This is a genomic window from Desulfomicrobium baculatum DSM 4028, assembly GCF_000023225.1.
In the GTDB taxonomy this organism is placed as follows: domain Bacteria; phylum Desulfobacterota; class Desulfovibrionia; order Desulfovibrionales; family Desulfomicrobiaceae; genus Desulfomicrobium; species Desulfomicrobium baculatum.
Window position 1 is genome coordinate 884,908 of record NC_013173.1, and the last position, 25,758, is coordinate 910,665.

At 59.5% G+C, this 25,758-nt stretch carries 28 protein-coding genes; 16 read left to right on the top strand and 12 right to left on the bottom strand.

The genetic code is table 11. The features are described from left to right. Positions 1–7 precede the first annotated feature (7 nt). On the top strand, positions 8–463 hold the full coding sequence (locus DBAC_RS17630; protein ID WP_143890787.1) for a methyltransferase family protein: 456 nt from the start codon (positions 8–10) through the stop codon (positions 461–463). Between the two features lie 94 nt (positions 464–557). On the opposite strand, the gene DBAC_RS04130 is transcribed toward DBAC_RS17630, so the two are convergent. Continuing rightward, the gene (locus tag DBAC_RS04130) at positions 558–1,433 is read right to left on the bottom strand and encodes a hypothetical protein (RefSeq protein WP_015773029.1); all 876 of its coding nucleotides are present in this window, start codon (positions 1,431–1,433) and stop codon (positions 558–560) included. A gap of 336 nt (positions 1,434–1,769) precedes the next feature. After that, positions 1,770–2,492, bottom strand: a complete 723-nt coding sequence (gene phnF / locus DBAC_RS04135) for a phosphonate metabolism transcriptional regulator PhnF (RefSeq protein ID WP_015773030.1) — start codon at positions 2,490–2,492, stop codon at positions 1,770–1,772. A gap of 102 nt (positions 2,493–2,594) precedes the next feature. Between phnF and phnG the strand changes: the two genes are divergently transcribed. From phnG to DBAC_RS04180, 9 genes are all read left to right on the top strand, one after another. Beyond that, entirely contained in the window at positions 2,595–3,044 is a 450-nt protein-coding gene (gene phnG / locus DBAC_RS04140) for a phosphonate C-P lyase system protein PhnG (RefSeq protein WP_015773031.1), read from the top strand. After that, positions 3,041–3,649 carry a phosphonate C-P lyase system protein PhnH gene (gene phnH, locus DBAC_RS04145; RefSeq protein ID WP_043810356.1) on the top strand — a complete coding sequence of 203 codons (609 nt, stop codon included), beginning with the start codon at positions 3,041–3,043 and terminating at the stop codon, positions 3,647–3,649. Before phnG ends, phnH begins: the two co-directional genes overlap by 4 nt. Beyond that, positions 3,640–4,755 carry a carbon-phosphorus lyase complex subunit gene (locus DBAC_RS04150; protein ID WP_015773033.1) on the top strand — a complete coding sequence of 372 codons (1,116 nt, stop codon included), beginning with the start codon at positions 3,640–3,642 and terminating at the stop codon, positions 4,753–4,755. Before phnH ends, DBAC_RS04150 begins: the two co-directional genes overlap by 10 nt. Then, complete coding sequence (locus DBAC_RS04155; RefSeq protein ID WP_015773034.1) at positions 4,745–5,599, top strand: alpha-D-ribose 1-methylphosphonate 5-phosphate C-P-lyase PhnJ; 855 nt, start codon at positions 4,745–4,747, stop codon at positions 5,597–5,599. The genes DBAC_RS04150 and DBAC_RS04155 overlap by 11 nt, the downstream gene beginning before the upstream one ends. After that, a complete protein-coding gene (gene phnK, locus DBAC_RS04160; protein WP_015773035.1) occupies positions 5,599–6,372 on the top strand; it encodes a phosphonate C-P lyase system protein PhnK in 774 nt (257 codons plus the stop codon). The genes DBAC_RS04155 and phnK overlap by 1 nt, the downstream gene beginning before the upstream one ends. 7 nt (positions 6,373–6,379) lie before the next feature. Beyond that, on the top strand, positions 6,380–7,072 hold the full coding sequence (gene phnL, locus DBAC_RS04165; RefSeq protein ID WP_015773036.1) for a phosphonate C-P lyase system protein PhnL: 693 nt from the start codon (positions 6,380–6,382) through the stop codon (positions 7,070–7,072). 3 nt (positions 7,073–7,075) lie between these two features. After that, positions 7,076–8,218: an alpha-D-ribose 1-methylphosphonate 5-triphosphate diphosphatase gene (locus DBAC_RS04170; protein ID WP_015773037.1), complete on the top strand. Its 1,143-nt coding sequence runs from the start codon at positions 7,076–7,078 to the stop codon at positions 8,216–8,218. 329 nt (positions 8,219–8,547) lie between these two features. Then, positions 8,548–9,111 carry a phosphonate metabolism protein/1,5-bisphosphokinase (PRPP-forming) PhnN gene (phnN, locus tag DBAC_RS04175; protein ID WP_015773038.1) on the top strand — a complete coding sequence of 188 codons (564 nt, stop codon included), beginning with the start codon at positions 8,548–8,550 and terminating at the stop codon, positions 9,109–9,111. After that, positions 9,108–9,719 (top strand): LbetaH domain-containing protein, encoded by a 612-nt coding sequence (locus DBAC_RS04180; RefSeq protein ID WP_043810362.1) that lies wholly within the window; start codon positions 9,108–9,110, stop codon positions 9,717–9,719. Before phnN ends, DBAC_RS04180 begins: the two co-directional genes overlap by 4 nt. A gap of 33 nt (positions 9,720–9,752) precedes the next feature. On the opposite strand, the gene DBAC_RS04185 is transcribed toward DBAC_RS04180, so the two are convergent. The 8 genes from DBAC_RS04185 to phnC all read right to left on the bottom strand — a co-directional run bounded on the left by DBAC_RS04185 (position 9,753) and on the right by phnC (position 15,596). Beyond that, positions 9,753–10,199 (bottom strand): nucleotidyl transferase AbiEii/AbiGii toxin family protein, encoded by a 447-nt coding sequence (locus tag DBAC_RS04185; protein ID WP_015773040.1) that lies wholly within the window; start codon positions 10,197–10,199, stop codon positions 9,753–9,755. Positions 10,200–10,348: 149 nt separating this feature from the next. Then, complete coding sequence (locus tag DBAC_RS04190; RefSeq protein ID WP_015773041.1) at positions 10,349–10,612, bottom strand: type II toxin-antitoxin system RelE family toxin; 264 nt, start codon at positions 10,610–10,612, stop codon at positions 10,349–10,351. Continuing rightward, entirely contained in the window at positions 10,599–10,832 is a 234-nt protein-coding gene (locus DBAC_RS04195; RefSeq protein ID WP_015773042.1) for a hypothetical protein, read from the bottom strand. The genes DBAC_RS04190 and DBAC_RS04195 overlap by 14 nt, the downstream gene beginning before the upstream one ends. A gap of 105 nt (positions 10,833–10,937) precedes the next feature. Beyond that, on the bottom strand, positions 10,938–11,642 hold the full coding sequence (locus DBAC_RS04200; protein WP_015773043.1) for a DUF1045 domain-containing protein: 705 nt from the start codon (positions 11,640–11,642) through the stop codon (positions 10,938–10,940). Positions 11,643–11,744: 102 nt separating this feature from the next. Beyond that, on the bottom strand, positions 11,745–12,881 hold the full coding sequence (locus tag DBAC_RS04205; protein ID WP_015773044.1) for an alpha-D-ribose 1-methylphosphonate 5-triphosphate diphosphatase: 1,137 nt from the start codon (positions 12,879–12,881) through the stop codon (positions 11,745–11,747). A gap of 13 nt (positions 12,882–12,894) precedes the next feature. Then, the gene (gene phnE / locus DBAC_RS04210; protein ID WP_015773045.1) at positions 12,895–13,698 is read right to left on the bottom strand and encodes a phosphonate ABC transporter, permease protein PhnE; all 804 of its coding nucleotides are present in this window, start codon (positions 13,696–13,698) and stop codon (positions 12,895–12,897) included. A gap of 60 nt (positions 13,699–13,758) precedes the next feature. Continuing rightward, the gene (phnD, locus tag DBAC_RS04215; RefSeq protein ID WP_015773046.1) at positions 13,759–14,724 is read right to left on the bottom strand and encodes a phosphonate ABC transporter substrate-binding protein; all 966 of its coding nucleotides are present in this window, start codon (positions 14,722–14,724) and stop codon (positions 13,759–13,761) included. 29 nt (positions 14,725–14,753) lie between these two features. After that, positions 14,754–15,596: a phosphonate ABC transporter ATP-binding protein gene (gene phnC / locus DBAC_RS04220; RefSeq protein ID WP_015773047.1), complete on the bottom strand. Its 843-nt coding sequence runs from the start codon at positions 15,594–15,596 to the stop codon at positions 14,754–14,756. Positions 15,597–16,119: 523 nt separating this feature from the next. On the opposite strand from phnC, the gene DBAC_RS04225 reads away from it, so the two are divergent. Both DBAC_RS04225 and DBAC_RS17635 read left to right on the top strand, forming a co-directional pair. Next, complete coding sequence (locus DBAC_RS04225) at positions 16,120–17,364, top strand: tetratricopeptide repeat protein (protein WP_228644957.1); 1,245 nt, start codon at positions 16,120–16,122, stop codon at positions 17,362–17,364. A 318-nt stretch (positions 17,365–17,682) separates the two neighbouring features. Next, positions 17,683–20,601, top strand: coding sequence for an ATP-binding protein (locus DBAC_RS17635; RefSeq protein ID WP_081434348.1), 2,919 nt, complete (start codon positions 17,683–17,685; stop codon positions 20,599–20,601). 101 nt (positions 20,602–20,702) lie between these two features. Here the strand turns inward: DBAC_RS17635 and DBAC_RS04235 are convergent, their stop codons facing one another. Further along, entirely contained in the window at positions 20,703–20,888 is a 186-nt protein-coding gene (locus DBAC_RS04235; protein ID WP_015773050.1) for a hypothetical protein, read from the bottom strand. 99 nt (positions 20,889–20,987) lie between these two features. Continuing rightward, the gene (locus DBAC_RS04240) at positions 20,988–22,109 is read right to left on the bottom strand and encodes a LeuA family protein (protein ID WP_015773051.1); all 1,122 of its coding nucleotides are present in this window, start codon (positions 22,107–22,109) and stop codon (positions 20,988–20,990) included. A gap of 326 nt (positions 22,110–22,435) precedes the next feature. Here DBAC_RS04240 and nifH point away from each other — a divergent pair, with 326 nt between their 5' ends. The 4 genes from nifH (at position 22,436) to nifD (ending at position 25,747) form a co-directional block, all read left to right on the top strand. Beyond that, positions 22,436–23,266, top strand: coding sequence for a nitrogenase iron protein (nifH, locus tag DBAC_RS04245; protein WP_015773052.1), 831 nt, complete (start codon positions 22,436–22,438; stop codon positions 23,264–23,266). A gap of 61 nt (positions 23,267–23,327) precedes the next feature. After that, positions 23,328–23,684: a P-II family nitrogen regulator gene (locus DBAC_RS04250; protein WP_015773053.1), complete on the top strand. Its 357-nt coding sequence runs from the start codon at positions 23,328–23,330 to the stop codon at positions 23,682–23,684. 2 nt (positions 23,685–23,686) lie between these two features. Further along, on the top strand, positions 23,687–24,061 hold the full coding sequence (locus DBAC_RS04255) for a P-II family nitrogen regulator (protein ID WP_015773054.1): 375 nt from the start codon (positions 23,687–23,689) through the stop codon (positions 24,059–24,061). A 45-nt stretch (positions 24,062–24,106) separates the two neighbouring features. Then, on the top strand, positions 24,107–25,747 hold the full coding sequence (gene nifD, locus DBAC_RS04260; RefSeq protein WP_015773055.1) for a nitrogenase molybdenum-iron protein alpha chain: 1,641 nt from the start codon (positions 24,107–24,109) through the stop codon (positions 25,745–25,747). Positions 25,748–25,758 lie beyond the last annotated feature (11 nt).

Below are 25,758 nucleotides of genomic sequence, written 5' to 3' on the forward strand. Positions count from 1 at the left end.
GGAGAATATGATGAATACACAAAGTCTTGCCTGTAAAGTGCTAATGCCTGCATACGGCATCATCGTGGCCGGCAGTATTTTAGAGAATCTGCTCCTTGGCACTGACTGGTTTTTGCTCGGTTCGGTGATTGGATTTTTATGGCTTGCGGCGGGCTTGGTCGGTCTGACGCTGGCCGTGCGCGAGTTGAGAAAAGGCGAGGGCTACATGCTGGTCGAGTCCGGTCCCTTCGCCTGGAGCCGCAACCCGATCCTGGCCGCCAATCTGCTTGGCATAATGCCTGGGCTTTGCCTGGTCCTGAACACCAATTTGGGGATTCTGGGCATTGCTGTCGGAATTTTCCTTTTTTTCAAAAACGTTGGAGCCGAAGAATTGGAACTCGAAGACCAGTTCGGCGAGACCTATCAGGCTTACCGCGAACGGGTCAGCCGTCTGCTTCCCCTTCCGTCCTGTCCGGAAAATTGATCCCTGCACGTTAACGGCAGCCTTCGGGTTGCCTTTTTTTTCAAGAAAAAAGCGCCCTCGGGGGGCGCTTCGTCAGGATCATGTCTGCTTTTTCTCAGCGGGATAGAACCAGCTGCATTGTGCTGATCTTCTGGATCTGTTTTCCGTATTCCCTGATTTCCTGCAGATCATAGCTGTCGTCCTGCACAGCGGATGCGACATGTGCATTGGCTTTTTGCAAAGTGGCCATGGCCTCATGAATCCGTGCGCCAATGGCGTGGACGCGGACACGAGATTCCTGCGCCAGCACGAAAGCTTTCACCGCCTTGCTCCTTTCGAGCAGGGAGTACGTGTCTTGGCTGTCGATAATGGCCGCAGAGATGATTTCAAGTTTCATGGCCGTGTCTGCATAGGCTTGCAAATAGCTGAGGGAAGATTCGCCCAGGGAAAAGTCGGCCTGCAGTCTGTTTGTAAGAGACGTTACGGAATCCGCAAAGGCCAGTACAATACCCTTGATGGTTTCGGACTTTCTGCGTGCTGTCCACGGGGCATCAAGTCCCCGTGTGACGTTTTGCACGGCTTCTTCCTGGGCGCGGGTCAGTTCCGGCCCCAATGTCTCGGTGATGTTGTCCAGAAAAACCCGTGCTGACCTGCGTACCATCTCGGTGCGATCATCCGCTGCAAGGCGTATGAGCAGGTCGCCGTACATGCGCAGCGATTTGCAAGCGGCAACGCGCATGGCCGTTGTTTCGGCAAGGGCCGATTCGTCGTAGGCCCAGTTGTCTGTATTTTTTGATGTGTCGAGGAGCACGAGCAGCGAGTTCATTTCGATGACTTCGCTACGCATGGAGAGGAACTCGGATTCGCTCATGCGCCCGACTCTCTCCGTGGCCAGGCCGAAGCTCTCCATGGCGTTGCGTTGTGTCGCGTTTGTGGCGCAACCGGAAAGGAATGCGCAAACAGTGATGCACGCGATCAGCATATATTTCATGTTACGATCCCTTGAGCGGTAAGGCTGTCTTTAAAGGCATAATTTGCCAGATAAACAGCAGTTCTCATATACATGGTGTGTGCGCTTGAATCAAGGGTGTAATCAAAATAAATGTTGTCATACATTTTTTTATGATCTGAATTTGATTGAAATCTCTCTGAGCTTATATCAAGGACGTGCCCGGTTCATTTGCATGCAGCGTTACAAATTCCGCGATTTTATGGGATGTGGATGTGTAATATATTCGTATTACATAGCGCAGGAGACCGTTGTCGGATGTAGATTTGCAATGGAAGTCACGGTGGGGCTTCGCTTGACGTGACGAAATGCCCGCGATCAGGTTTCAATGATGAATTGCACACGCTCGGACGCAAAGCGCGTTTCACAGAACTCTATGGGCCATTCTCTGGGGTCGACGTTCACGCTCTCCGTGACGAGTACAGGTCGGGTTTTGGCCTGGCGCAGCATGCGGGCTTCTCTGGCCGTGGGCAGGCGGCTTGAGATGTGCGTGCTTTTGCGGCGGTAGTCCATGACCCCGTAATGGCGCAGCGCCTGGGTCACGGAACCTGTCTCGCGAAAATGTTCTGCCAGACCCGGAAAGCGGGCTTGAGGGAAATGAGCGCTGGCCAGGCAGATGCGCGCCCCGTCGGCCTCGCCGAGGGTTTCGAGCACGACGACGGGCTCGCCTTTTTCCAGTTCCAGCGCCCTGGCAACCTCAGTCGTGGCAGGAATGACGCCGGACGAGATAAGCTCCCCGCGCGGTTTTCGTTCCTGGCGAAGCAGGTTCTCGTGGAAACGGGTGCGCGCGCCCACCGCGTAGTCGATGACCTGTTCGCGCACGAAGCTGCCGCTGCCCTGTTCCGTGCGAATCAGCTCCTTTTCCGCGAGGAGCGTCAGCGCCCGCCGCACCGTGTGGCGGTTGACCCCGAAGCGTTCGGCCAGTTCCTGCTCTGTGGGGAGTTTGCTGCCGGGCGGCAACTCGCCCTCCTTGATCCTGAACTCCAGCCAGTCCTGAATCTGCCGCCACAGGGCCACCCCGTTTCTGCGTTGTAACTCCATCGCCGCCTCCCCGAATGCAAATTGTCACAGAATGCTGAGACTTCAATCCCAGTCGAAAGACATAGATGTCTATACAAATTTTCATATTGTGGAGTTTTCGTGATGTCAACTGAAGAGACAACGCGGCAGGAGTGGATGGCCGCCCTGGCCCTGGCCCCGGAAGCCCGGTTGCGGGATGCCTGGAACGGTCTGGACGCGCAGCCGCAGTACAAAATCGTGCGCGGGCCGGAAACGGGACTGGTCATGGTCAGGGCCCGGACCGGCAACACCGGGGAGCGGTTCAACCTGGGCGAGATGAGCGTGACCCGCTGTACGGTGGCCCTGGACCAGGGAGTCATGGGCCACGCCTTCATCGGCGGTCTCTGCCATGAACGCGCCCGTCTGGCGGCGGTGTTCGACGCCTTGCTGCAACTTCCTGAGAGGTGCGAGGAACTGCGCCGCACGCTGATCAGTCCGTTGCGACAGGAACGGCAGGCGCATCTGGCCAGGCGGCGGGACGAGGTGCGTCCGAGCAGGGTCGATTTCTTCACCCTCGTGCGGGGGGAGGAATGATGCTGCAATCCATTCCCGCCGGTTTTGCCCGCCCGGTTTATGAAAGCCAGGGCACGTTCCGCGCCATCCTCGAAGCCATGTCCCGGCCAGGCAGCCTCGTGCCACTTCCCGTTCAGGCCGACGGGCCGCGTGGCTGGAGCGGCGGCATGGCCTCCGTGGTCCTGACCTTGTGCGACATGGACACCCCGGTCTGGCTCGACGCCCAGGCAGCCACCGACGACGCCCGGCGTTTTCTGCGCTTTCACTGCGCGTGCCCGCTGACCGACGCTCCGGCAAAGGCTTCCTTCGCCGTGGTCTTGAGCCACGCGCTCATGCCGTCGCTGGACGTGTTATCCTTGGGCAGTTCCGAATATCCCGAACAATCGACCACCGTGCTGCTGGCCACGGATTTTGATGCCGCCCCGGGCGAAAGCATCAGCGTCATGGGGCCGGGAGTGGACGGGGAGGAGCGTCTGCCCCTTTCCTGGCTTCCTCCCGGGTTCGTTGCCGACTGGCGCGGCAACGGCCGTCTTTTTCCCCGGGGCGTGGATTTGATCCTTGTCGGCCAGGCCCATGTCGTGGGCTTGCCCCGGACCCTTAAAATGGAGGACCGGCCATGTATGTAGCTGTCAAGGGCGGCGAGAAGGCCATTGCCGCCGCGCACAGGCTGCTGGCCCGGGAGCGGCGCGGCGACGAGTCCGTGCCGGAAATTTCCCTGGAGCAGATCCGCCAGCAGCTGTCCCTGTCGGTGGACCGGGTCATGAGCGAGGGCTCCCTTTACGATCCGCACCTTGCGGCCCTGGCCGTGAAGCAGGCGAGGGGCGACCTGATGGAGGCCATCTTTCTGCTGCGCGCCTACCGCACGACCTTGCCGCGCTTTGGCTACGCCCTGCCCATGGACACGTCACGGATGCATGTTCGCCGCCGCATTTCCGCGACGTTCAAGGACGTCCCTGGCGGTCAGCTGCTCGGACCGACCTTCGACTACACCCATCGTTTGCTTGATTGGGGCCTGGCCGGGGCACAGGAGCAGGAAGGGGGAGTCCCGGTGCCGACGGAGATCGACGAAGCGACTAACACGCGTGGCACGCCCGGCACGCCGAACATGCCGCGCGTGCTCGATGTGCTGGGCCGCGAAGGCATCATCGAATCCGAGGGCCGGGGCGACGATCCCGAACCGGGCGACCTGACCCGCCACCCCTTGACCCTTCCCGCCGGACGCTCCATGCGCCTCCAGAATCTGGCCCGCGCCGACGAGGGCTTCCTGCTGGCCATGGGCTATTCCACCCAGCGCGGCTTCGGCAATTCCCATCCCTTTGTCGGTGAGATCCGCATGGGCGAGGTGGAAATCGAATTTGTGCCGGAAGAACTGGGTTTTTCCGTGACCATCGGCGAGATCACCCTGACCGAGTGCGAGACCGTGAACCAGTTCATCGGCTCCGGCGACGCCCGCTTCACGCGCGGCTATGGCCTGACCTTTGGCCAGGGCGAACGCAAGGCCATGAGCATGGCCCTGGTGGACAGGTCGCTGCGCGCCGGGGAGCTGGGCGAGGAGGTGCGCGGACCGGCCCAGGATCAGGAATTTGTCCTCTACCACAGCGACAACGTCGAAGCCTCGGGCTTTGTGCAACATCTGAAGCTGCCGCATTACGTTGATTTCCAGTCCGAACTGGCCCTGGTGCGCGGGTTGCGCAGGGACGCCGCAGGCAAGGAGGAAGACCATGAACGCTGAAGCCATGCCCGGATACAACTATGCATATCTGGACGAGCAGACCAAGGGCATGATTCGCCGTGCAATTTTAAAGGCCGTGGCCATCCCCGGCTATCAGGTCCCCTTCGGCAGCCGCGAGATGCCTCTGCCTTACGGCTGGGGTACCGGCGGCATCCAGATCACGGCCGGCATCATCGGTCCTGATGACGTCTTGAAAGTCATCGACCAGGGGGCCGACGACACGACCAACGCGGTTTCCATCCGTTCCTTTTTCGCCAGAACGGCGCAGGTGGCCACAACCACCGCCACGGAAGAGGCCACGGTCATCCAGACCCGGCACCGCATCCCGGAAGCGCCGCTCAAATCCGGCCAGATTCTCGTCTATCAGGTGCCCATCCCCGAACCTCTGCGCTTCATGGAGCCCAGCGAGTCCGAGACGCGGACCATGCACGCTTTGGAGGAATACGGGGTCATGCACGTCAAGCTCTATGAGGACATAGCCGTACACGGCCGCATCGCCACCAGCTACAACTATCCCGTCAAGGTCGAGGGTCGCTACATCATGTGCCCATCCCCCATCCCCAAATTCGACAATCCCAAGATGGACGACTGCTCGGCCCTGCAGCTTTTCGGCGCAGGACGCGAAAAGCGCATCTACGCCATCCCGCCCCACACCAGGGTGAAGAGCCTGGATTTCGAGGACCATCCCTTCGAGATCCAGGCCTGGGACGAAGCCTGCGCCATCTGCGGATCGCGGCAGAGCTTTCTCGACGAGATCATCACCGACGACCGAGGTGGACGCATGTTCGTCTGTTCGGATTCGGATTACTGCGCGCGGCGCGTGCGTGAGCAGGAGGATAAGTGATGGATGATGAACTGCTTCGCGTCACGGGTCTGACCCGCTACTACGGAAACCGCGTGGGCTGCCGCGACGTGAATTTTACCCTCTGGCCCGGCGAGGTACTGGCCATTGTCGGTGAGTCGGGTTCGGGCAAGTCCACGCTTTTGAGCCTTTTGTCCGGACGGCTGATGCCCACCAGGGGGGAGGTGTCCTACCGGGACCGGGACGGCCGCTGGCTGTCCCTGGCCGAACTGTCCGAGGCCGACCGCCGCCGCCTGCAGCGCACGGACCTGGGCGTCGTGCACCAGAATCCGCGCGACGGGCTGCGCATGCGCGTCAGCGCCGGAGGCAACATCGGCGAACGGCTCATGGCCTTGGGAGATCGTCATTATGGGCGGATCCGCAGGGCGGGCCTGGACTGGATGGAGCGGGTCGAACTGGACCAGGCCCGCATCGACGATCACCCCTCGGCCTTTTCCGGCGGCATGCAGCAGCGCTTGCAGATCGCCCGCAACTTGGTCACGGAGCCGCGCCTCATTTTCATGGACGAGCCCACCAGCGGCCTTGACGTCTCAGTCCAGGCCAAGCTCCTGGACCTGTTGCGCCATCTGGTCTCGTCCCTGGGGCTGGCCGTGGTGCTGGTCACCCACGATCTGGCCGTGGCCCGCATCCTGGCCCATCGCATGATGGTCATGCGCGGCGGCGAGGTCGTGGAGACGGGCCTGTCCGATCAGGTTCTGGACGACCCGTGCCACCCGTACACCCAACTTCTGGTCTCATCCATTCTGCAAGCGTGAGGCATCCATGAATATTCCCATGATTTCCATTCGCTCCCTGGCCAAGACCTTTGTCCTGCACACCCAGGGCGGGACATGCATCCGAGCCTTCGACGGCGTGGATCTCGACGTCGCGGCCGGGGAGTGCGTCGCCCTGCACGGCCCCTCCGGCGCGGGCAAGTCGAGCCTGCTGCGTTCCATCTACGCCAACTACCGGCCCACAACGGGCAGCGTCGTTATCAGTCATGACGGGGACGGTGTGGACATGACGTCCGCCCAGCCCCGTACGGTTCTCGACGTGCGCCGCCGCACCCTCGGCTATGTCAGCCAGTTCCTGCGCGTCATCCCCCGCGTCTCCTGTCTCGACCTGGTGGCCGAGCGCCTCGCCGCCATGGGCGTGGGCCTGGATGAAGCCAGGGACAGGGCCGGACGGATGCTGGCCCGCCTGAACATCCCCGAGCGCCTGTGGTCCCTGGCCCCGGCGACTTTCTCGGGCGGCGAGCAGCAACGCGTCAACATCGCGCGCGGCTTCATCCGCGACTATCCCATCCTGCTCCTCGATGAGCCCACGGCTTCCCTGGACGGAGAGAACCGAAGCACCGTCGTGGACATGATTCTCGAAGCCAAGAAACGAGGCGCGGCAGTGGTGGGCATCTTTCATGACGACGACGTGCGCGGGCGGGTCGCCAACCGCTGCCTGCTGCTGAACAGACCGGAGTAAGCCATGAGTGAAATGATCCTTGCCAACGCCCGCATCGTCCTTGAGGGCGAGACTGTCCTCGGTGCCGTGAGCGTCCGTGACGGCCTGATCCACGATGTCTCCCCCGGCGCGAACGCTTGTTCCGACGCCGTCGATTTCGGTGGCGACCTGCTCATCCCCGGACTGGTCGAGCTGCACACCGACAACCTCGAAAAGCTGCTCGTTCCCCGGCCCGGCGTGCTCTGGCCCTCGGCCCGCGCCGCGCTGCTGGCCCACGACGCGCAGCTCATCAGCGCCGGTATCACCACCGTTCTCGACGCACTTTCCTGCGGGCAATACTACGAGAAAAGCGACCGTCGCACCATGCTCGACCTGACCCTGACCGCCCTGGATGAGTTGCGGCCTACCGGCTTCCTGCGCGCCGAGCATTTCCTGCACGTGCGCTGCGAAATCTCCGACCCTGACATGCCGCGCCTCTTCGAACCCTTCCGAAACATGGACGACGTGCACCTTGTGTCCCTCATGGACCACACCCCCGGCCAGCGCCAGTTTGTCGACACGGACGCCTATCGCACGTATTACAGCAAGGACCGGCAGTGGTCGGACCAGGAATTCGAGGCCGAATTGACCCGCATGCAGGAGGCGCAGACCCGGTTCGCCGGAGCCCACGCCGAGGACATCCTGAGCTGGTGCCAGGCTCGCGGCGTTCCCGTGGCCAGCCACGACGACGCCACGCCCAGTCACGTGGACTGGGCCCACGGCCAGGGCATCGTCATCAGTGAATTTCCGACCACCATGGACGCCGCGCGCCGCGCCTGCGAACTGGGACTTTTGACCCTAATGGGCTCGCCCAACGTGGTTCGAAACGGCTCCCATTCCGGCAACGTGTCCGTGCGCGAAGTGGCCAAGGCCGGACTCCTGGGTGGCCTGTCCTCGGATTACGTCCCGGGGAGCCTCCTGCACGCCGCCTGGATCCTGCACGCCGAAGTGGATCTGCCCCTGCACGAGGCCATGGCCCTGGTCACGCTCAACCCTGCCCGCGCCCTGGGCCTTCATGACCGAGGACGCATCGAACCCGGCCTCAAAGCCGACCTCGTGCGCGTCCACATCGACCGCGACCTGCCGGTGGTACGCCGGGTCTGGCGGGATGGGGGGCGGGTGTATTGATGGTGTAACGGATTCCAGGGTGCGATACATCGTAGGGGCGAAAATTTTTTCGCCCCAACCCATGGAATCACGAAAATTTTCCGCCAACAACGACCACGGCGGAACGCCCGTAGGGGCAGGCCCCCGTGCCTGCCCAATTTTTGGCGCACGGGAAGGATGACCACATAGGGCCGGAAGAAGGGCGGCCACGCAGGGCCGCCCCTACGATGTCGATATCATGGCGTTGATCCGGTACCGGAATCCGGGGGCGACACGTTGTAGGGGCGAAAAATTTTTCGTCCCTACGGATAACATGGGAAAATTTTTTATTGTTCTGCAACAGGATTCTTATGTCAAAACTGATCTACATCATGGGGCCTTCAGGCTCCGGCAAGGACTCTCTCATGGCCGAGGCCCGTCTGCGGCTTGCCGCCGAAGCTCCCGTCGTCTTCGCGCATCGCTACATCACTCGTCCGGCAGATGCGGGCGGGGAGAATCATGTCGCCCTGAGCCGGGCCGAATTTCAGCTTCGCCTGTCGCGCGGCCTTTTCGCCCTGTCCTGGGAAAGCCACGGTTTTGCGTACGGCATTGGCCGGGAAATCGACATCTGGATGGAGTCGGGATTGAGTGTGGTTGTGAACGGTTCGCGCGGGGCGTTGTCTGCGGCGCTTCAAGCCTACCCGGAGCTGCTGCCCGTGCTGATCGATGTGCCCGAGCACATTTTGCGGGAACGGTTGGGCGCGCGAGGCCGCGAAGATGCCGGGGAAATCGAGGCCCGGCTGGTGCGGGCGCGCATGGCCGTGGTCGAAGCGCCCGAGCTGGTGCGTTTCGACAACTCCGGCCCCTTGGCCGAACGTGGCCAAGCCCTGGCCGGACTGATTCTTGAAACCACCATAAGCGGCAGGAAATCATGACCATGCTCTCCCCTGAACCGACCATCCACCCCACGGCCATCGTCGTTGACAGCACCCTTGGCGCATGGACCGAGATCGGCCCGCAGACGGAGATCATTTCCTCCACCGTAGGCGACTATTCCTACCTGTGCGACCGCTGCCACGTCATGTACACGCAGGTCGGCAAGTTCTGCTCCATCGCCAACCACGCCCGCCTGAATCCGAGCAACCATCCGACCTGGCGAGCCACCCAGCACCACTTCACCTATCGCAGTTCCAAATTCGGCATGGGCCCAGATGATGACGAGTTCTTCGCCTGGCGCAAGGAACACCCCGTGGTGCTCGGGCATGACGTCTGGATCGGACACGGAGCCCTGATCATGCCCGGCGTGACCGTGGGCACGGGGGCGGTGGTGGCCTCGGGCGCGGTGGTGACCAAGGATGTGCCGGACTACGCCATCGTGGCCGGAATCCCGGCCAAGCCCATCAAGTACCGCTTTCCCCGCGAGATTCAGGGAAAACTCCTGACCCTGGCCTGGTGGGATTGGAAACATGAACGGCTGACGGCGGCCTTAAGGGATTTTCGGGAATTGGGTGTTGAAGCTTTTATCGAAAAGTACGCGGGGTGAGAGGGGAAGAGGCATGGATGCTCTCTTTGCCGGTCATTCCTTTCCAAGGGCCTCCAAATCGGCGAGATCCTTCTTTCTTCCGGATGCTCTCTTGTTTTGAATGTATTGATTGAGACCTATGAAATACACCCGAACATCACCGTATTTTCCTTCTTCACGGTTGTTATATGCATCTTCCCAGGAAACTCCGGATATGGATGTCATGATGTCAACCCGGACTGGAGGATAGCCCAGCTGAATAATATTGTTTGTATTTGTAAAATCTTCCAATTTAAGGCCGGCTGAACCGAATCCAAAGTCGCTCAGAGCCTTTAAGATAAGGGACGCGTTCTTTGAATCTGATTTGACGAATATGTCGATATCTCCTGTATATCTCGGTGCGCCGAAATATGCCAGCGCGTATCCGCCGACTATGAGATATTGCACATCATGGGCGTTGAATAATTCGAGCAACTCTTTGAAGTCGTTCTGTAGTTCCATGCGCTTGTCTCCTTAAAAATTCAACTGCCGACAACCTTTCCTCTTGAGTTCTGCTCAGCCAATATTTCAGATCATCCATCAAATTGTCGTCTTTGATATTCTTTATCTGTACAATTTTCTTTATCATACTTTTCTTTTGAGCTGACGTTTCAGAGGGATCTGTAGATATCACACCTATGCCCGATTTTCACGACCATGACGACGAGCTCCTGATCCTTGATTTCATAGACGATTCGATATGTTCCCTGTCTCACCCGGAATCGCTCCTGGCCGGACAGTTTTTCGCTGCCGCTTGGCCTGGGATCATCCGCGAGTCCTTCGATGCGTTTCAAAATACTCTGCACATCACGTTTGGGGATCTGACGCAAATCCTTGGCCACGGACGCTTTGAAGCTCAGACTATATTTTGTCATGAGCCTTGAGGTCGTTCAAGAGTTCTTCATAGCTCATGACCGGTTCCGCCAGACGGTGCTCGAACGCCGCCAGATCCTCCTGGTCTTCGGCCAGGGCCGCCCGGACGGCGTCGTTGACGAGATCGGAGAGCGAACGGTTGGAATGTACGGCTTTAAGGCGCAGGGCCGCGTGCAGTTGCGGGTCGAAATAGATGGTGGATCGTTTTGTTGCTTCGGACATGGTGGTCACCTCAGTAAATCATCATGTCGTCATAATGTCATGACGTCAAGGGCGTGCGTGTAGTGCTGGGCTTGCGATGAACACTGTTACCGAAGGAAAAGCCGATCAGCCTTTCAGTTGGAGTGGGAAACGCCGCAAAACGGTAAAGGGTTCTTGTAAACATGCTTGACGAAACACGCAGATCTCCCGCACCGGGACGGGCCTGTGCAGTACGGGGGCGAGGAGGGGGATGAGCGCGGTGTGGAGGCGTTCGCGCTCGCCTGGGTCGTGGATGCTGCCGGTCAGGGTCAGGTGGAAGCGCATTTCTTCCAGTACGTAGGGGTAACCCCAGAGTCCGAGCAGGCGCTCCTGGTTCGGGGTCAGGCCTTTGGCGCGGCGACGGGCGAGCTCCTCGGGGTGGGGAGGGCGGCGAAAAGGGTCCGGGACCGTGACGCAGATGCGGGCCAGGTCTTCCAGTTCCGGGCATGGCGCGGTCGGGGTCAGGGCGAGGAAGGAGCCGATGCGTGCAAGCTCAAGTCCGGGCAGGTCGAATGATCGCATCCTTGAGGCGATCATGGCCGTGTTTTCCAGCAATTCCGTTTCATCATGCGACTCGGCCAGAAAGAAGGGCGGCTTCAAGGTGGCGTGCAACCCGTAGTGCCTGGGCGAGGCGGTCAGCTCGGCCAATCGCGCGGGCTCGATGCCCGGGATGGATGGCTGCTTCAGGGCAGCTCCCGTGCGTGCGCAGCGGCCCAGGATGGCCGAGCAGACGCTTTCGAGTTCGGACCCTTCAGACGGCGCGAAGTATATGGCGTAACGTGCTTCGGACATGTTCACATCATGCGGATCGAGATTGTTTCGTTATCATAACTTTCCCCAATTGATGAGGTGCAGGGGGCGCGCCCCCTGCCCGCCGGAGGCATGCCTTCAGTCTTACATCACCTGCCTGCCTTCGCGCCACACTGCAACAACCACGGGCACGTCGTCCACCATCCTGACGCGCAGGAGATCGGCGCGTTTGCCGGGGAGCAGTTTGCCCCGGTCGCTAAGCCCCAGGGCGCGGGCCGGATTGGCGGTGACGGTGGCCAGGGCCTCGTGCAGGGGCATGCCCAGGCGCTGGGCCATGACAAAGGGCGCCTGCAGGAGGCTGGCCGGCATGTAGTCGGAAGAGAGAATGTCCACCAAGCCGTCGGCGGCCAGTGCCAGGGCCGAGATGTTGCCCGAGTGGGACTCTCCGCGCACCACATTGGGAGCGCCGAGGACCGTGGCCAGGCCAAGTTCCCGCGCCTTGGACGCGGCCTCGCGGGTGGTGGGAAATTCGGCGATGCCCATGCCCAGGCGGGCTGTCTCTTCCACGTGTTCCACCGTGGTGTCGTCGTGGCTGGCCAGGGGCAGGCCCCGCTGTGCGCAGAGGCTCAAGATGCTGGTCCGATTCGGTTCGGCGTGGCTTTTCTGCACGGCGCGCAGGCGCTCGATCTCGGCCAGGAGTTCCTCGTCGGTCCATTTCTTGTCGGCGTGAAAGGAGCGGTACTTCTCCAGGTCGCTCCACTGCCGCTGGCCCGGGGTATGGTCCATGATGGACACCAGGCGCAGGAGGTGGTGGTCCATGACGGAGGAAAACATTTCCACCACGGCCCGGTCGGCCAGTTCGCAGCGGATGTGCAGCAGGTGTTCGGCGCGCAGCAGGTTGTTATTCCTGGCCAGGGCCAGAGCTTCCAGGGTGGCTGTGAAAATTTCGCGGCGCATGCGCTTGGCGCTGAATTCGCCCGCGCTGACCGCGTCGAGGACCGTGGTGATCCCGGCGCCGACCATGTGGGTGTCGTGGGCCATGATGGCCGTGAGGCTGGTCGGCCAGCGCACCCCGGAGCGGGGCAGGAAGTGCTTCTCGATGTTGTCGGTGTGAATCTCGACCAGGCCGGGCAGCAGGTAGTCATCCCCGAAATCGAGAGCTTCGGGGATGGCCGTGGGCGAGTCGATTTCTGTTATGAGACCGTGCCCGGCCCTCAGAGATCCGTAGACAACACCGTCTGGCGTGACCAAACGGGCATTGGTGCAGCAGAAAGATGGCATGATGGTGTCCGGTTCAGACAAAGAGTTTGCGCAGGCGCTGGGAAACAAGGTCGATGGCGGTCACGGAGATGATGATGAGGATCATGATGGCGCAGGTCTGGGCGAAATAGAAGCCGCGGATCATCTCCCACAGAACGACGCCGATGCCGCCCGCCCCGACGATGCCGAGCACCGTGGCCGAGCGCACGTTGGATTCGAAGCGGTACAGGGAATAGGAGATCCACAAGGGGAGCACCTGCGGGATGACGCCGAAGATGACTTCTTCGATCACGGTCGCGCCCGTCGCGCGGATTCCTTCCACTGGCTGGGGGTCGATGGCTTCCACGGCCTCGGAAAAAAGCTTGGCCAGCACGCCGGTGGTGTGCACCCAGAGCGCCAGCACACCGGCAAAGGGCCCCAGACCCACGGAGACCACGAAGAGCATGGCGAAGACCACTTCGTTGATGGCCCGGCATGCGTCCATGACGCGGCGGACGGGTTGGTAGATCCACCAGGGCGCGATGTTTTCGGAACTGAGAATGCCAAAGGGCACTGCGCAGATCACGGCCAGGAACGTGCCCCAGACTGCGAGGTGGAAGGTTACGATGATCTCATCGAGGTAGAGTCTCCATTCGGAAAAATTTGGCGGAAAAAAATCACCCGCCAAGGTGGCCATGTTACCTGAGTCTTTGATCAGGTCCATGGGGCGCATGTCCGCGCCTCCCCAGGACCAGGCCAGAATGGCCATGACAATGGCCCAGCCCGTCAGTTTGGTCAGGGACGACTGCACGCTGCGGGGTGGGCGATTATCGACAAGAATCGTGTTCTGAGCTGTCATGAATGCATCCTTGGATGCGGCCGGCTTGTTATGTCCGGCCGCATAGCGTGGCAGAGATGTCTAGATTTTGGCTTTGATGGCGTCGAGCTTGGCGTCGATTTCCGCGAGGGTCTTGGTCTTTTCTTCGGCGGATATGGCCGTATCGCCTTCAACCTTGACGCGCTTCTTGAAGAGTTCGAGCTGGCGGATGGGGAGAAGCTGGTCGTTGTTGGATTCCTTGAACGGAGCCCAGCCCAGGGCCTTCAGCACGGCGACTTCGCTTTCCTTGCCGGTGGTGCCGTAGGTCATGAGAAAATTCTTGAGCTTGGCCTTGGTGGCTTCGGGCAGATCCTTGCGCCAGACCAGCGGATCGCTGGGGATGAGCGGGGAGGTCCACACGACCTTGATCAGGCCGCGCTTGTCGGGGTGGGTCACGTTCAGTCGAGCCAGGTTTTCGCTGTTGTTGGTGGCCACATCGACCTGCTTGTTGGCCACGCTCAAGGCGTTGGTCTCGTGGTTCGCGGAAACCACGTTCTTGAAGATCTTCTTGGGATCGACCTTGTTCACCGCGAACACGTAGTAGCTGGGCACGAGAAAGCCGGAGGTGGAGTTGGGGTCGCCGTTGCCAAAAGAGAGGGAAGCGGCGTTCTTGAGCACGTCTTCCAGTGAGTTCAGCGGGGAATCCTTGTGCACGATGAGGTGGGAATAGTATCCGGCTTCTCCGTCGGCGGGCACGGTCTGGGCGAAGATTTGACCATCGGCGCGGTCCACGGCTTCCATGGCGCTTTTGTTGCCGTACCAGGCCACCTGCACCTTGTTGAAGCGCATGCCTTCGATGATTCCGGCATAGTCGGAGGCGAAGAACGCGTTGATTTTTAGTCCGGTGGCCTTTTCCATATCGGAAAGGAAAGGCTGCCAAATGGTTTTCAGGTTCATGGAAGCTTCGGTGGAAATGATGCCGAAGTTGATTTCTTTCATCTCGGCGGAAGCGGTCTGGACGCCAAAAAACGCCAGTAGGATGAACAGGCCACATAGTTTGCGAAACATTTTCTACTCCTTTGAAGTGCGGATGGTCGTTATGCCGCGGCAGGTGCCGGGGCGGGTTGGTTCTGGTTTCTTCCAGGCTGCTGGCGCATGGCGTTGTCCACGGCGGGAGAGAAAAGCTCCTCGGTTTCCGATCCGTAGATTTCTTTCAAAAAGGATGGGGTCAGGGCGGTACTGGGGCCGTCATAGACAACGCGACCCTGACGCAGGGCGATGGTCCGGGGGCAGTAGCGGATGGCGTATTCGACCTGATGCAGGGAGACCACGACGGTTATTTTGTCCTCGCGGTGGATCTGGGCCAGGATGTCCATGACTATGCGGGATGATTCGGGATCAAGGGAGGCGATGGGTTCGTCGGCGAGCAGGACCTTGGCGCGCTGCGTCAGGGCCCGGGCAATGGCCACACGCTGCTGCTGACCGCCGGACAGGGTCGAGGCGCGCTGCCAGGCTTTGCCTGCCATGCCGACCCGGGCCAGGGACTCCATACCCAGGCGGCGTTCCGATGGTGGAAAGAGGTTGGAAACGGACCGCCAGGTAGGCACCCGTCCCAGAGTGCCCATGAGCACGTTGGTCATGACCGAGAGGCGGTCCACCAGATTGAACTGCTGGAAGATGACCCCTACCTCGGTACGCACCTTGCGGGCATTCTTGGAGAGTCGTCCGTCGCGCTGCATGATGCGGTTCAGCACTTCAATCTGCCCCCCGCTATCCGTGTCGCAGCACATGAGTCCGCAGATATGGCGCATGAGGGTCGATTTGCCCGAACCGGAAGAGCCGATGAGGGCGACCATCTCGCCGCTCTCCACGGTGGCGTTGATATTGTCGAGTCCCTTGGAGTTCTTGAAAGTCTTGGTCAGCTGTTTGATCTGGATCATGATGTTTCCTCGCGTTTTGCTTTTACTAGGAAACATCTGTGACGGGAGCGTGTCCGGCCCATGACAAGTCTGCCTCAAGTGGTCTAGACAACTTGCTGTTTTGTCTTGTGTTTTTCCCGTGCTCCTCGTTGTCTGAACCGCTCTTGGCCGCTGCCGGATTTCAGGATCGGCAACGAAAAGCGAAAAACCGCGCGCAGCAAGCAGCGCGTCGGCGAAAGTGAAATTAAAGTCTTAACATGTTGAAATAATTAATACTCTGTTCGGGGTTGCCCGCTCTCGCTTATTGCCTTACTTCCCGGATCAGGTGTGTATGTTCGTTTTTTTTCCGGGTATAGCCGCATTCTTTTTTTAAGGAGCGGCAGGTACCCGTCTCCACTGTCAATCCCTTTGAGGCCCTGGTATGTCGCACAAGTTGATACGAAAAGATGTCGCTCCGGTTTACGACAGGATAGTCGCCAATTTTTTACAGAACCAGAACGGATCTTTTTTTCTGGTCACCAATGACGAGATATTCGTGCGTACCATGCGCGGAGCATTGCGCACCATGGGGCTGAACTACGATTCTTTATCCGTAGCCCATGTTTCTTCCGATATTTGGAAAAAGTGCAGGGACCTTTTGGAAGAAAGGTCGCAAGTGGTCATGTTTATCGAATCGAAAATCAATGGAAGATCGAATGTTTTCGACTTTAAGTCCTTGAAGGACAGCTTTGGAAACAGGCTGAAGATAATATGCATAACACCTGAAGTTTCAGAAGAGCATGTATCTTTTATTGCTGAAAACGATGTTGATTCAATAATAGTCAAACCTATTTCAATAAACAACATAATACAAAAAATAGCATTTGCTATAAAGCCTTCCAATATTTTTCAAACTGAAGTCGAGAATATTAAGATTTTGATAGAGAAAAAAGAGTATGATCAGGCTCAATTAAAAATTGATATTCTTCTTGAAGAGAAGCCGAGTAGTTCTATATGTATGATTTTGAAGGGTGATATTGCCAGGAAGAATGGTGATATAAAAAATGCAGAAATATACTATAAAGAAGCTGTAAAGGAGTCTAGGCTTAATCTGAAGCCTTTGCAGAAGCTTGCGGATTTGTATGAAGAAATTGAAGAGTCAAAGGAATATATCAAATATCTTCTGCTCATGGATAAGATTTCTCCTTTGAACCATAAACGTAAAATCAATATCGGCGAACAGTACAGCAAGACCGGCGAGGACGAGAAAGCCAAGAAATTTTATTCTGATGCGGTAAATATCGTGCGCTCGCAGGCCAACGATATGCTGGCCTCCACGCTCATGGATATTGGCGTGAAGCTGCGTGAGGTGAACCCCGAGCAGAGCATCCTGTTCATGAATCAGGCCCTTGAGACGAAGGGTGCCGACATGACCCGCGAAGATTTGTGGATGGTCATCGAGATGGGGGTGTCGCTGCGCAAGAAGGGTGACTGGAAGGGCGCGGTGCAGACCTACCAGCAGGCGCTGAACGTGATTCCCAACGAAGCGGGACTGCACTACAATATGGGCATGGCTTATGCGCAGGGTAAAGAGCATTACAAGGCCGTCTGCGAGTTCGAAAAGGCGATAGCCGCTTCTTCGGACATTCTTCAGGAATCGCCGCTTATCCCTTTCAATATCGGAATGGTCTATTTCCAGATGAACCGATTGCAGGAAGTGGAGCGGTTCATGAAAGCAGCATTGAAGTGCGATCCGAATTTCGAACGTGCCAAGACGATTCTCGGAAAAATAGGCTCCAAAGCGGAGTGATGCCAGGTTTTCCGGCGAGTGTTGCCGAACCGTTTATGCAGTCGGTGGCGATGCGTTGCTCAAAAACAGTCTATCACGGCGAATGGATTAATTTTCAGCCATGGTCAGATTCACCCAGAGAAGAGGTCAAAACGGTCTTTCGTGAATTCCAGCCGGTCTCGCCATAATGCATGTGCGTTTCAGGATTTACCGACTTGCGCATACTGCGGTATCTTGTAAGAAAGCGCATCCACCACGAACGGTTTTCGGCACACGTTGGCCGGACTTTCGTCGCTAAACTGTCATCCTGCATGGCCCTGCAGGGCCTAAACGGTGCACATGCCACTATCACCATCGAGTTTTGAAGATCCCCACGACCTGTTGATGGGCGCTCCCATCGGCATATTCACGTCCTCGCCCGAAGGCCGCTACCTGTCCGCGAATCCGGCCATGGCCCGGATTTTTGGCTATGCGTCGCCCCAGGCCTTGGTCGCTGCATCCGCAGAGGTTGGAACGGGCAGCCATGCCGATTCTGCCGAGGGGGGCGCGTTCCTGCGGCTTCTGGACGTTCAGGACGAAATTTTCGACCGGGAAACCCGTCATCTGCGCCGGGACGGTTCCGAGGTCTGGGTGTCCACCAGCGCGCGGGCCGTGCGCGACAGCTCCGGAAAAACGCTGCATTTTTTGGGTTTCGTCACGGAGATCACGCCCCGCAAGCAGGTCGAGGCGGTCCTGGCCCACGAACGGAACCTGTACCGCGATCTTGTCGCCTCGCAGCCTGCCGGAGTGTACAGGTTGCGCGTTTTGGCCCAAAAGCCATGGGGCCCGGAAGAGTGGGTTGAAAAGCTGGAATCCAACTACACGCTTGAAATGGTCAGCGACCGGTTCTGCGAAATCCTGGGCGCGACCCGGGAAGAGTGCCAAGCTAACGCGAGTATCGTGATCGAGCGCATGCATTCCGAGGACAGGGCGGATTTCGTGGCCAGGAACGTTCTGGCCGTGGAGTCGCTGTCGCGCTTCACCTGGGAGGGACGGATCGAGAGCGCCGATGGGGATCGCTGGGTCCACTTCGAATCCGTGCCCAGGTCCCTGGACAACGGGGATGTGCTCTGGACCGGCATTCTGCTGGACATCTCCGGGTTCAAGCAGGCCGAGCGGGCATCGGACCAGAGGGCCCGTGAGCTGGCCGCTCTGCATGAGTTGAGCATGGTCGTCAGTTCCTCGCTGTCCCTGGACCAGATCGTGGCAGCCTCGGTGCGCGTGGTCCGGGAGACCACGGGTTCCGACATGGTCTATCTGTTCCTCCGGCAGGGAGAGCGTCTGCTGCTTCAGGCAGTGTGTCCGCAGGATTCGGAAATGTTGCTGCATGAAGTTCATGAACACCGGGTCGGGGAGTGCTTGTGCGGGCTGGCGGTGCTGGACGGCGAGCCGCAGTACTCCAACGACATTCTCAGCGATGACCGCTGCACCAGGCAGGAATGCAAGGAGGCCGGTATCCTGTCCTTCGCGGCGCTGCCGCTTCGCGACGGCCGGGATGTCATCGGCGTCATGGGACTGGCTTCCCGCACGCCCAGGGATTTTCATCCCCAGTCCGAATTTCTGGAGACCCAAGCCCATCAGGTGTCTATCGCCCTGGTCAATGCGCGCCTCTATGAGAAGGCCAACCAGGAGCTGGACAACCGCATCCAGGCCGAAAAGACCTTGCGAGAGCGTGAGGAATTCATCCGCACCGTGCTGGACAATCTGCCCGTAGGCGTGGCCGTGAACACGGTTTCTCCGGACGTCAGGTTCGAGTACATGAATGAGCTCTTCCCCAGGTTTTACGGAACGACCAGGGAGTCTATCACCGCCCCCGAGGGATTCTGGGAGGCCGCGTATCCCGAACCGGAATTCCGGGGAAAGATTCGCGGGATGGTCACGGCAGGCTGCGCCAGCGGGAGCCAGGAGCGCATGTGCTGGGCTGATGTGCCCATCATGCGGCAGGACGAGACCCGCTTCGTCACCGCCCGCAACATCCCGCTGCCGGGCACGAACCTGATGATTTCGACGGTCTGGGACGTGACCGAACGTAAGCAGGCGGAGCAGGCCATGGCCAGGGCCAAGGATGCGGCCGAGTCCGCCAGCCAGGCTAAAAACGAATTCCTGGCCAACATGAGCCATGAGCTGCGTACCCCCTTGAACGGCGTCATGGCCATGATGCAGCTCTTGGAGATGACGCCTTTGAACGGCGAGCAGACGGAGTACGTGCATCTGGCCAGAAAGTCGTCCGAGCGGCTGACTCGCCTGCTGAGCGATCTGCTGGACATCTCGCGTATCGAGGCCGGCAAGGTCGAGATACGCGAGGAGGCGTTTGCGGTTCAGGAGCTGCTCCAGTCCGTTTCCGAACTGTTCAACACCAGCGCGCAGAGCAAGGGCGTGTCTCTGGAGCTGTCGACGGATCCTTCCGTGCCGCCCAGGCTCAAGGGTGACGCGGCCAGGCTCAGGCAGGTGCTTTTCAACCTGGTGGGGAACGCCCTGAAATTCACGGACCAGGGCTTCGTGCGCGTGGAGCTGACGGCGCTTCCCCCTAGGGGTCTGGAACAGTGCCGCATTCTGTTTTCCGTGATGGATACGGGCATCGGCATCCCTTCGGAAAAACAGCACGATCTGTTCACCCCCTTCTTCCAGGTCGAAGGCGCCTACACTCGCAGGTACCAGGGCGCCGGGCTGGGATTGGCCATAGTCAGGCGGCTGGTCGAGCTCATGGGCGGACATATCACTCTGGACAGCATTTTCGGAGAGGGGACGGAGGTCCACGTCGCGCTGCCGCTGGGCCTGACCGAGAGCGAGGCGGACGCCTTGGCGAGCGCCGAGGATTTTGAACCCCTGCCCGTCATGCGCGTGTTGCTGGCCGAGGATGAGCCGATCAACGCCCTGGCCGCGAGCAGGATGATCAACCGGGATGGACATGAGGTTATTGTGGCCGAGAACGGGCGGCAGGTCCTTAATCTGCTCGAAGAACGGGAGTTCGACTGCATCCTGATGGACATCCAGATGCCGGTCATGGACGGTGAGGAGACAACCAGGGCGATCAGGTCCTCCGGCAAGGCCTATGCAAGCATCCCCATCATCGCCCTGACCGCCTACTCCATGAGCGGAGACCGCGAGAAGTTCCTGACGGCCGGAATGAACGACTATCTGTCCAAACCGTTCAAAATCGAGGAATTACGCAGGACTTTCAGACGTTGCGCAGGCATTGCGGGCCGAGGGACCGGGTAATGCACCGCACTGGCAGACGTTAAACAATTTTTGAAACATCGTCTTTTATCTCAGGTTGTTCTGCCGGAACGTGGGAGATTGCGTAGCAGGGTAGCCGGTCCTCACAGCGATTGCAGGTACGCCTTGGTGATCCACTGGTCGCCGTCCTCCTCAGTCAGGTTTTCGAGACTGGCGAGGGGTTTGCCCAGATAGTGTTCCGAATAGGCTCGGACATATGCGTCGCGGTCCATGTTCTGCCGCTCGCAGAGTTGGCGGAAGATGCTGGCCTGGATTCTGTTGATGAGCATGGATTCTCCGTTGGTGGTGCGGCCTGCTGACGCGCTCACGGCCCGGAACTCACGGTCATCCGGGACGTGAGCGCGTTTGTGTCGTCCGGGTGCTGATTTTCAGCAGATTCCGCCGTCCAGGCATTCCTGATGCTTGGCCAGGGCCTGCACTTCGCCTTGGGTCAAGGGGCGGCCTGTGCGGTGGGCGCGTTCGCGGATGGTGTCGACCATGTTGCCGATGGAGTGTAGCGGTCCTTTAAGGCCCACCTGGCGCAGCATGGTCCTGACCGCTCCCCGTCCGGCCTTGGCGCCGAGGGCCAGGATGCGTTTGGCTCCTGTCTGGGCCGGGTCGTAGGGTTCGAACAGGGCCGGGTTTTTCAAAATGCCGTCGACATGCAGGCCTGATTCGGCCGCGAAGATGTCGCCGCCGGACATGGGCCGGTTGCGGGCCACCGGAATGCGGGCGTATTCGGCCACCAGATCGCATAGAGCGCGCACCAGATTCATGTCGTAGATATCGTAGCCCTGCACCAGCCGCAGGTGTCCGGCCACTTCCTCCAGGGCCGAGATGCCCGAGCGCTCGCCAATCCCCAGCACCGAGACATCCGCCCAGTGCGCGCCCGCCTCCAGGGCCGTGATGGCGTTGGCCGTGGCCATGCCGAAATCGTTGTGGCAGTGGATGGCGATCTCCATGTCCACGCTTTGCGCAAAGAAGCGCACCAGTTCGGCGATGCGGGTCGGGGTCATGACGCCAAGCGTGTCGGCCAGGCGGATGCGCGCGGCGCCGAGCTCCTTGGCCATGCGGGCCATGGACAGGGCGAAGTCCTGATCGGCTCGGGTCACGTCCTCGAGGCCGATGCTGATGCGCCGGATGCCGCAGGAGTGGGCCAGCCCCACGGTCTCGCGCAGCATGCGGGTCAGGCCGTCCCGGTCCGTGCGCAGCCGCTCGGCGATATGCAGGTCGGAGACGGGCAGGCCGATATTGATCGTATCGATGCTAAGGCCCGCAGCCCTGTACACGTCCACGGTGCGGCAGGGCGACCAGACGCTCAGGTCGCAGGTCACGCCCCTGCCCCGTAGCGCCTTCACCACTTCATCCAACCCCTCCTGGCCCATCCAGCCGATCTCTATCTCTTCCACGCCCATGTCCGCGATGCGGCCGGCAATGCGGATCTTGGCTTCCTGCGGGATGCTGGTCCCGAACATTTGCGCCCCTTCCCTGAGTGTCGTGTCGATGAGCATGCGTCCTCCCGTGTTTGCTTCAATCAATGCATGGTCCATTGCATGGTCGATGCCACGAAGGTGAATTTCTCCATTATGCTGAATTTTAAGCCTTTGTCTTAGACGCATGGTCGCACGACAGGGCTGACGATAGTGTGTCTTCCTACATTTTTGTCTTTGTGGTTTGTGTAGGTTGGTGGGCGTGGGGCAAGTCGTGTTTCGTAAATAAAATGAATTATTTTGAAGTGTTAAGTTCGTTTGCAAATTTTGGCACGCCCGTTGCCCTAGGGTGATTCAGGAACGGCGCACAACTACACCAAAAACTCTCACATAAAGGAGCACACGTCATGAGGAAGATCGCAATTTACGGAAAGGGCGGCATCGGCAAATCCACCACCACGCAGAACACCGTCGCGGGCCTGTCTGAACTCGGCAAGAAGATCATGGTTGTCGGTTGCGACCCCAAGGCCGACTCGACTCGCTTGCTCCTCGGTGGCCTGGCCCAGAAGTCTGTTCTGGATACCCTGCGCGACGAAGGCGAAGACGTTGAACTGGCCGACATCCGCAAAGCCGGCTTCAACGGCACCTGGTGCGTCGAGTCCGGCGGACCCGAGCCGGGCGTTGGTTGCGCCGGCCGCGGCATCATCACCTCCATCAACATGCTTGAGTCCCTTGGCGCCTATCACGAGTCGGAAGCCCTGGATTACGCGTTCTACGACGTTCTGGGCGACGTTGTGTGCGGCGGGTTCGCCATGCCCATCCGCGATGGCAAGGCCGAAGAGATCTACATCGTCTGTTCCGGCGAGATGATGGCCATGTATGCGGCCAACAACATCTGCAAGGGCATCATGAAGTACGCCGAATCCGGCAGTGTGCGTCTGGGCGGATTGATCTGCAACTCCCGCAACGTCGATAACGAACGCGAGATGATCGAAGAGCTGGCCAAGAAGATCGGCACCCAGATGATCTATTTCGTGCCCCGCGACAACGACGTGCAGCGCGCCGAGATCAACCGCATGACCGTCATCGAATGGAACCCCAAGGCTCCCCAAGCCGATCACTACCGCAACCTGGCCAAGGCCATCGACCAGAACACGAATTTTGTTGTTCCGAAGCCTCTTGAAATCCAGGAATTGGAACAGCTCTTGATGGATTTCGGCCTGCTCGAAGCCGTGTAACGCCCGGTACCCTGAAAACGAACCCACGTTTCCAAATCAATAATTCAAGGAGAGAAAACATATGATCATGGTCAGAGCAATCGTACGTCCCGAAAAGTCCGATGACGTCCTCGCAGCCCTCATGGATGCGGGCTTCCCGGCGGTGACCAAATATTCCGTGGCCGGTCGCGGCAAGCAGCGCGGCATCAAGATCGGCGAAGTGACCTACGACGAGATTCCCAAGACCATGCTCATGAGCGTGGTCAAGGCCGAGGACAAGGACTTCGTCATCAGCGTGATCATGAAGGCCGCCCGCAGCGGCGCCAAGGGCGCTTTCGGCGACGGCAAGATTTTCGTCAGCGAAGTGGGCGACGTCTACACCATCAGCTCCGGCATCTGTGACAGCGCCCCCGCAGGAAGCGCCCCCGCAGGAGCATAGCCATGAAAGAAGTGATCGCGGTCATCCGCATGAACATGATGAACAAGACAAAGAAGGCTTTGCAGGACGCGGGCGTGGTCGCTTTCTTCGCCCACGAGGCTTTCGGTCGCGGCAAGGGCCTGGTGGACGTGAAGCCTCTTGAGGGAGCCAGAAAGGGCATCGAGGAAGCGGTGGCCGTGCTGGGGGAAAAGGGCAAACTCTACCCCAAACGCATGCTGACCGTCGTGGTCACCGATGATCTTGTGCCCGAAGTGGTCAAGGTCATCACCGACACCAACAAGACCGGCCAGCCCGGCGACGGCAAGATTTTCGTTTTGCCCATGATCGACGCGGTGCGGGTCAGGACCGGAGAAAAGGGCGCCAAGTCCATTGAATAGAGCCGGTTTCATCTCTTGAAACCAGGACACACGAAGGAGAACATCATGTCATCAGCTGCAAAAAAGCTCGTCAACTGGACGCCCACCGACATCAAGGCGGACATGCTCGCCAAGTATCCGCCCAAGGTGGCCAGAAAGCGCGCTTCCCAGATTCTCATCAACGAGGCGCTCGGCAACGAAACGCCTGAAATATCGGCCAATGTGCGCACCATCCCCGGCATCATCACCATGCGCGGCTGCACCTACGCCGGATGCAAGGGCGTTATCCTCGGGCCCACCCGCGACATCGTCAACATCACCCACGGCCCCATCGGCTGCGGCTTCTACTCCTGGCTGACCCGCCGCAACCAGACCGACGCATCGGCCGAGGGCGCGGAAAACTTCATGCCATACTGCTTTTCCACGGACATGCAGGACCAGGACATCATCTTCGGCGGCGAGAAGAAACTGCAGGCCGCCATCCAGGAAGCCTACGACCTCTTCCATCCCAAGGCCATCGCCATCTTCGCGACCTGTCCCGTCGGCCTCATCGGCGACGACATCCACGCCGTGGCGCGCAAGATGAAGGCCAAATTCGGCGACTGCAACGTCTTCGCCTTCAGCTGTGAAGGATACAAGGGCGTCAGCCAGTCCGCCGGCCACCACATCGCCAACAACAAGATCTTCAGCGAAGTGGTGGGCGAGAACGATGCCGAGAAGCCCGGCCAGTTCAAGATCAACCTCCTGGGCGAATACAACATCGGCGGCGATGGGTTCGAGATCGACCGTATCCTTAAAAAATGCGGCATCACCAACATCTCCACCTTCTCCGGCAACTCGACCTACGACCAGTTCGCCTCGGCCCACAAGGCCGACCTGTCCGCGGTCATGTGCCACCGCTCTATAAACTACGTGGCCGACATGCTTGAAACCAAGTTCGGCATCCCGTGGATCAAGGTCAACTTCATCGGCGCCAAGTCCACGGCCAAGTCCCTGCGCAAGATCGCGGAATATTTCGGCGATCCGGGCCTGACCGCCCGCGTGGAAGAGGTCATCGCCGAAGAAATGCCCGCCGTGGAAGCCGTCATCAGCGACGTGCTGCCCCGCACCACGGGCAAGACGGCCATGCTCTTCGTCGGCGGCTCCCGCGCCCATCATTACCAGGACCTCTTTGCCGAGATGGGCATGAAGACCCTGGCCGCCGGTTACGAGTTCGCCCACCGCGACGACTACGAAGGCCGCCACGTCATCCCGAATTTGAAGGTCGATGCCGACAGCCGCAACATCGAGGAAATCGAGGTCGAGGCGGACGAGAAGCGTTACGCCCCGCGCAAGACCTCCGAAGAGATGGCCAGGCTCGAAGCCGCCGGTTTGAAGTTCAAGGAATACGAAGGCCTGATCCCGGACATGGACCACCAGACTCTCGTTATCGACGACCTCAACCAGTACGAGGCCGAAAAGCTGGTCGAGATCGTGAAGCCCGACATCTTTTGCGCAGGCGTCAAGGAGAAGTTCTCCATCCAGAAGCTGGGCATCCCCATGAAACAGCTGCACAGCTACGATTCCGGCGGTCCCTATGCGGGATTTCAGGGCGCGGTCAATTTCTATCACGAAATCGACCGTCTCGTGAACAGCAAGGTCTGGAGCTACATGAAGGCCCCCTGGCAGGAAAGCCCGGAACTGTCCGCCACGTACGTGTGGGAATAAGAGGAAACAAT

Bases quoted from the DNA above. Each gene is read 5' to 3' on its own strand.
- DBAC_RS04250 (WP_015773053.1), top strand. From the start codon at position 23,328: ATGATCATGGTCAGAGCAATCGTACGTCCCGAAAAGTCCGATGACGTC.
- phnH (WP_043810356.1), top strand. From the start codon at position 3,041: ATGATGCTGCAATCCATTCCCGCCGGTTTTGCCCGCCCGGTTTATGAA.
- DBAC_RS04130 (WP_015773029.1), bottom strand. From the start codon at position 1,433: ATGAAATATATGCTGATCGCGTGCATCACTGTTTGCGCATTCCTTTCC.
- DBAC_RS04200 (WP_015773043.1), bottom strand. From the start codon at position 11,642: ATGTCCGAAGCACGTTACGCCATATACTTCGCGCCGTCTGAAGGGTCC.
- DBAC_RS17630 (WP_143890787.1), top strand. From the start codon at position 8: ATGATGAATACACAAAGTCTTGCCTGTAAAGTGCTAATGCCTGCATAC.
- DBAC_RS04225 (WP_228644957.1), top strand. From the start codon at position 16,120: ATGCGCGGAGCATTGCGCACCATGGGGCTGAACTACGATTCTTTATCC.
- DBAC_RS17635 (WP_081434348.1), top strand. From the start codon at position 17,683: ATGCCACTATCACCATCGAGTTTTGAAGATCCCCACGACCTGTTGATG.
- DBAC_RS04170 (WP_015773037.1), top strand. From the start codon at position 7,076: ATGAGTGAAATGATCCTTGCCAACGCCCGCATCGTCCTTGAGGGCGAG.
- DBAC_RS04190 (WP_015773041.1), bottom strand. From the start codon at position 10,612: ATGACAAAATATAGTCTGAGCTTCAAAGCGTCCGTGGCCAAGGATTTG.
- DBAC_RS04150 (WP_015773033.1), top strand. From the start codon at position 3,640: ATGTATGTAGCTGTCAAGGGCGGCGAGAAGGCCATTGCCGCCGCGCAC.
- DBAC_RS04255 (WP_015773054.1), top strand. From the start codon at position 23,687: ATGAAAGAAGTGATCGCGGTCATCCGCATGAACATGATGAACAAGACA.
- DBAC_RS04195 (WP_015773042.1), bottom strand. From the start codon at position 10,832: ATGTCCGAAGCAACAAAACGATCCACCATCTATTTCGACCCGCAACTG.
- DBAC_RS04240 (WP_015773051.1), bottom strand. From the start codon at position 22,109: ATGCTCATCGACACGACACTCAGGGAAGGGGCGCAAATGTTCGGGACC.
- phnK (WP_015773035.1), top strand. From the start codon at position 5,599: ATGGATGATGAACTGCTTCGCGTCACGGGTCTGACCCGCTACTACGGA.
- phnF (WP_015773030.1), bottom strand. From the start codon at position 2,492: ATGGAGTTACAACGCAGAAACGGGGTGGCCCTGTGGCGGCAGATTCAG.
- nifD (WP_015773055.1), top strand. From the start codon at position 24,107: ATGTCATCAGCTGCAAAAAAGCTCGTCAACTGGACGCCCACCGACATC.
- DBAC_RS04155 (WP_015773034.1), top strand. From the start codon at position 4,745: ATGAACGCTGAAGCCATGCCCGGATACAACTATGCATATCTGGACGAG.
- DBAC_RS04205 (WP_015773044.1), bottom strand. From the start codon at position 12,881: ATGCCATCTTTCTGCTGCACCAATGCCCGTTTGGTCACGCCAGACGGT.
- phnC (WP_015773047.1), bottom strand. From the start codon at position 15,596: ATGATCCAGATCAAACAGCTGACCAAGACTTTCAAGAACTCCAAGGGA.
- DBAC_RS04235 (WP_015773050.1), bottom strand. From the start codon at position 20,888: ATGCTCATCAACAGAATCCAGGCCAGCATCTTCCGCCAACTCTGCGAG.
- phnL (WP_015773036.1), top strand. From the start codon at position 6,380: ATGAATATTCCCATGATTTCCATTCGCTCCCTGGCCAAGACCTTTGTC.
- phnE (WP_015773045.1), bottom strand. From the start codon at position 13,698: ATGACAGCTCAGAACACGATTCTTGTCGATAATCGCCCACCCCGCAGC.
- nifH (WP_015773052.1), top strand. From the start codon at position 22,436: ATGAGGAAGATCGCAATTTACGGAAAGGGCGGCATCGGCAAATCCACC.
- phnG (WP_015773031.1), top strand. From the start codon at position 2,595: ATGTCAACTGAAGAGACAACGCGGCAGGAGTGGATGGCCGCCCTGGCC.
- DBAC_RS04185 (WP_015773040.1), bottom strand. From the start codon at position 10,199: ATGGAACTACAGAACGACTTCAAAGAGTTGCTCGAATTATTCAACGCC.
- DBAC_RS04180 (WP_043810362.1), top strand. From the start codon at position 9,108: ATGACCATGCTCTCCCCTGAACCGACCATCCACCCCACGGCCATCGTC.
- phnD (WP_015773046.1), bottom strand. From the start codon at position 14,724: ATGTTTCGCAAACTATGTGGCCTGTTCATCCTACTGGCGTTTTTTGGC.
- phnN (WP_015773038.1), top strand. From the start codon at position 8,548: ATGTCAAAACTGATCTACATCATGGGGCCTTCAGGCTCCGGCAAGGAC.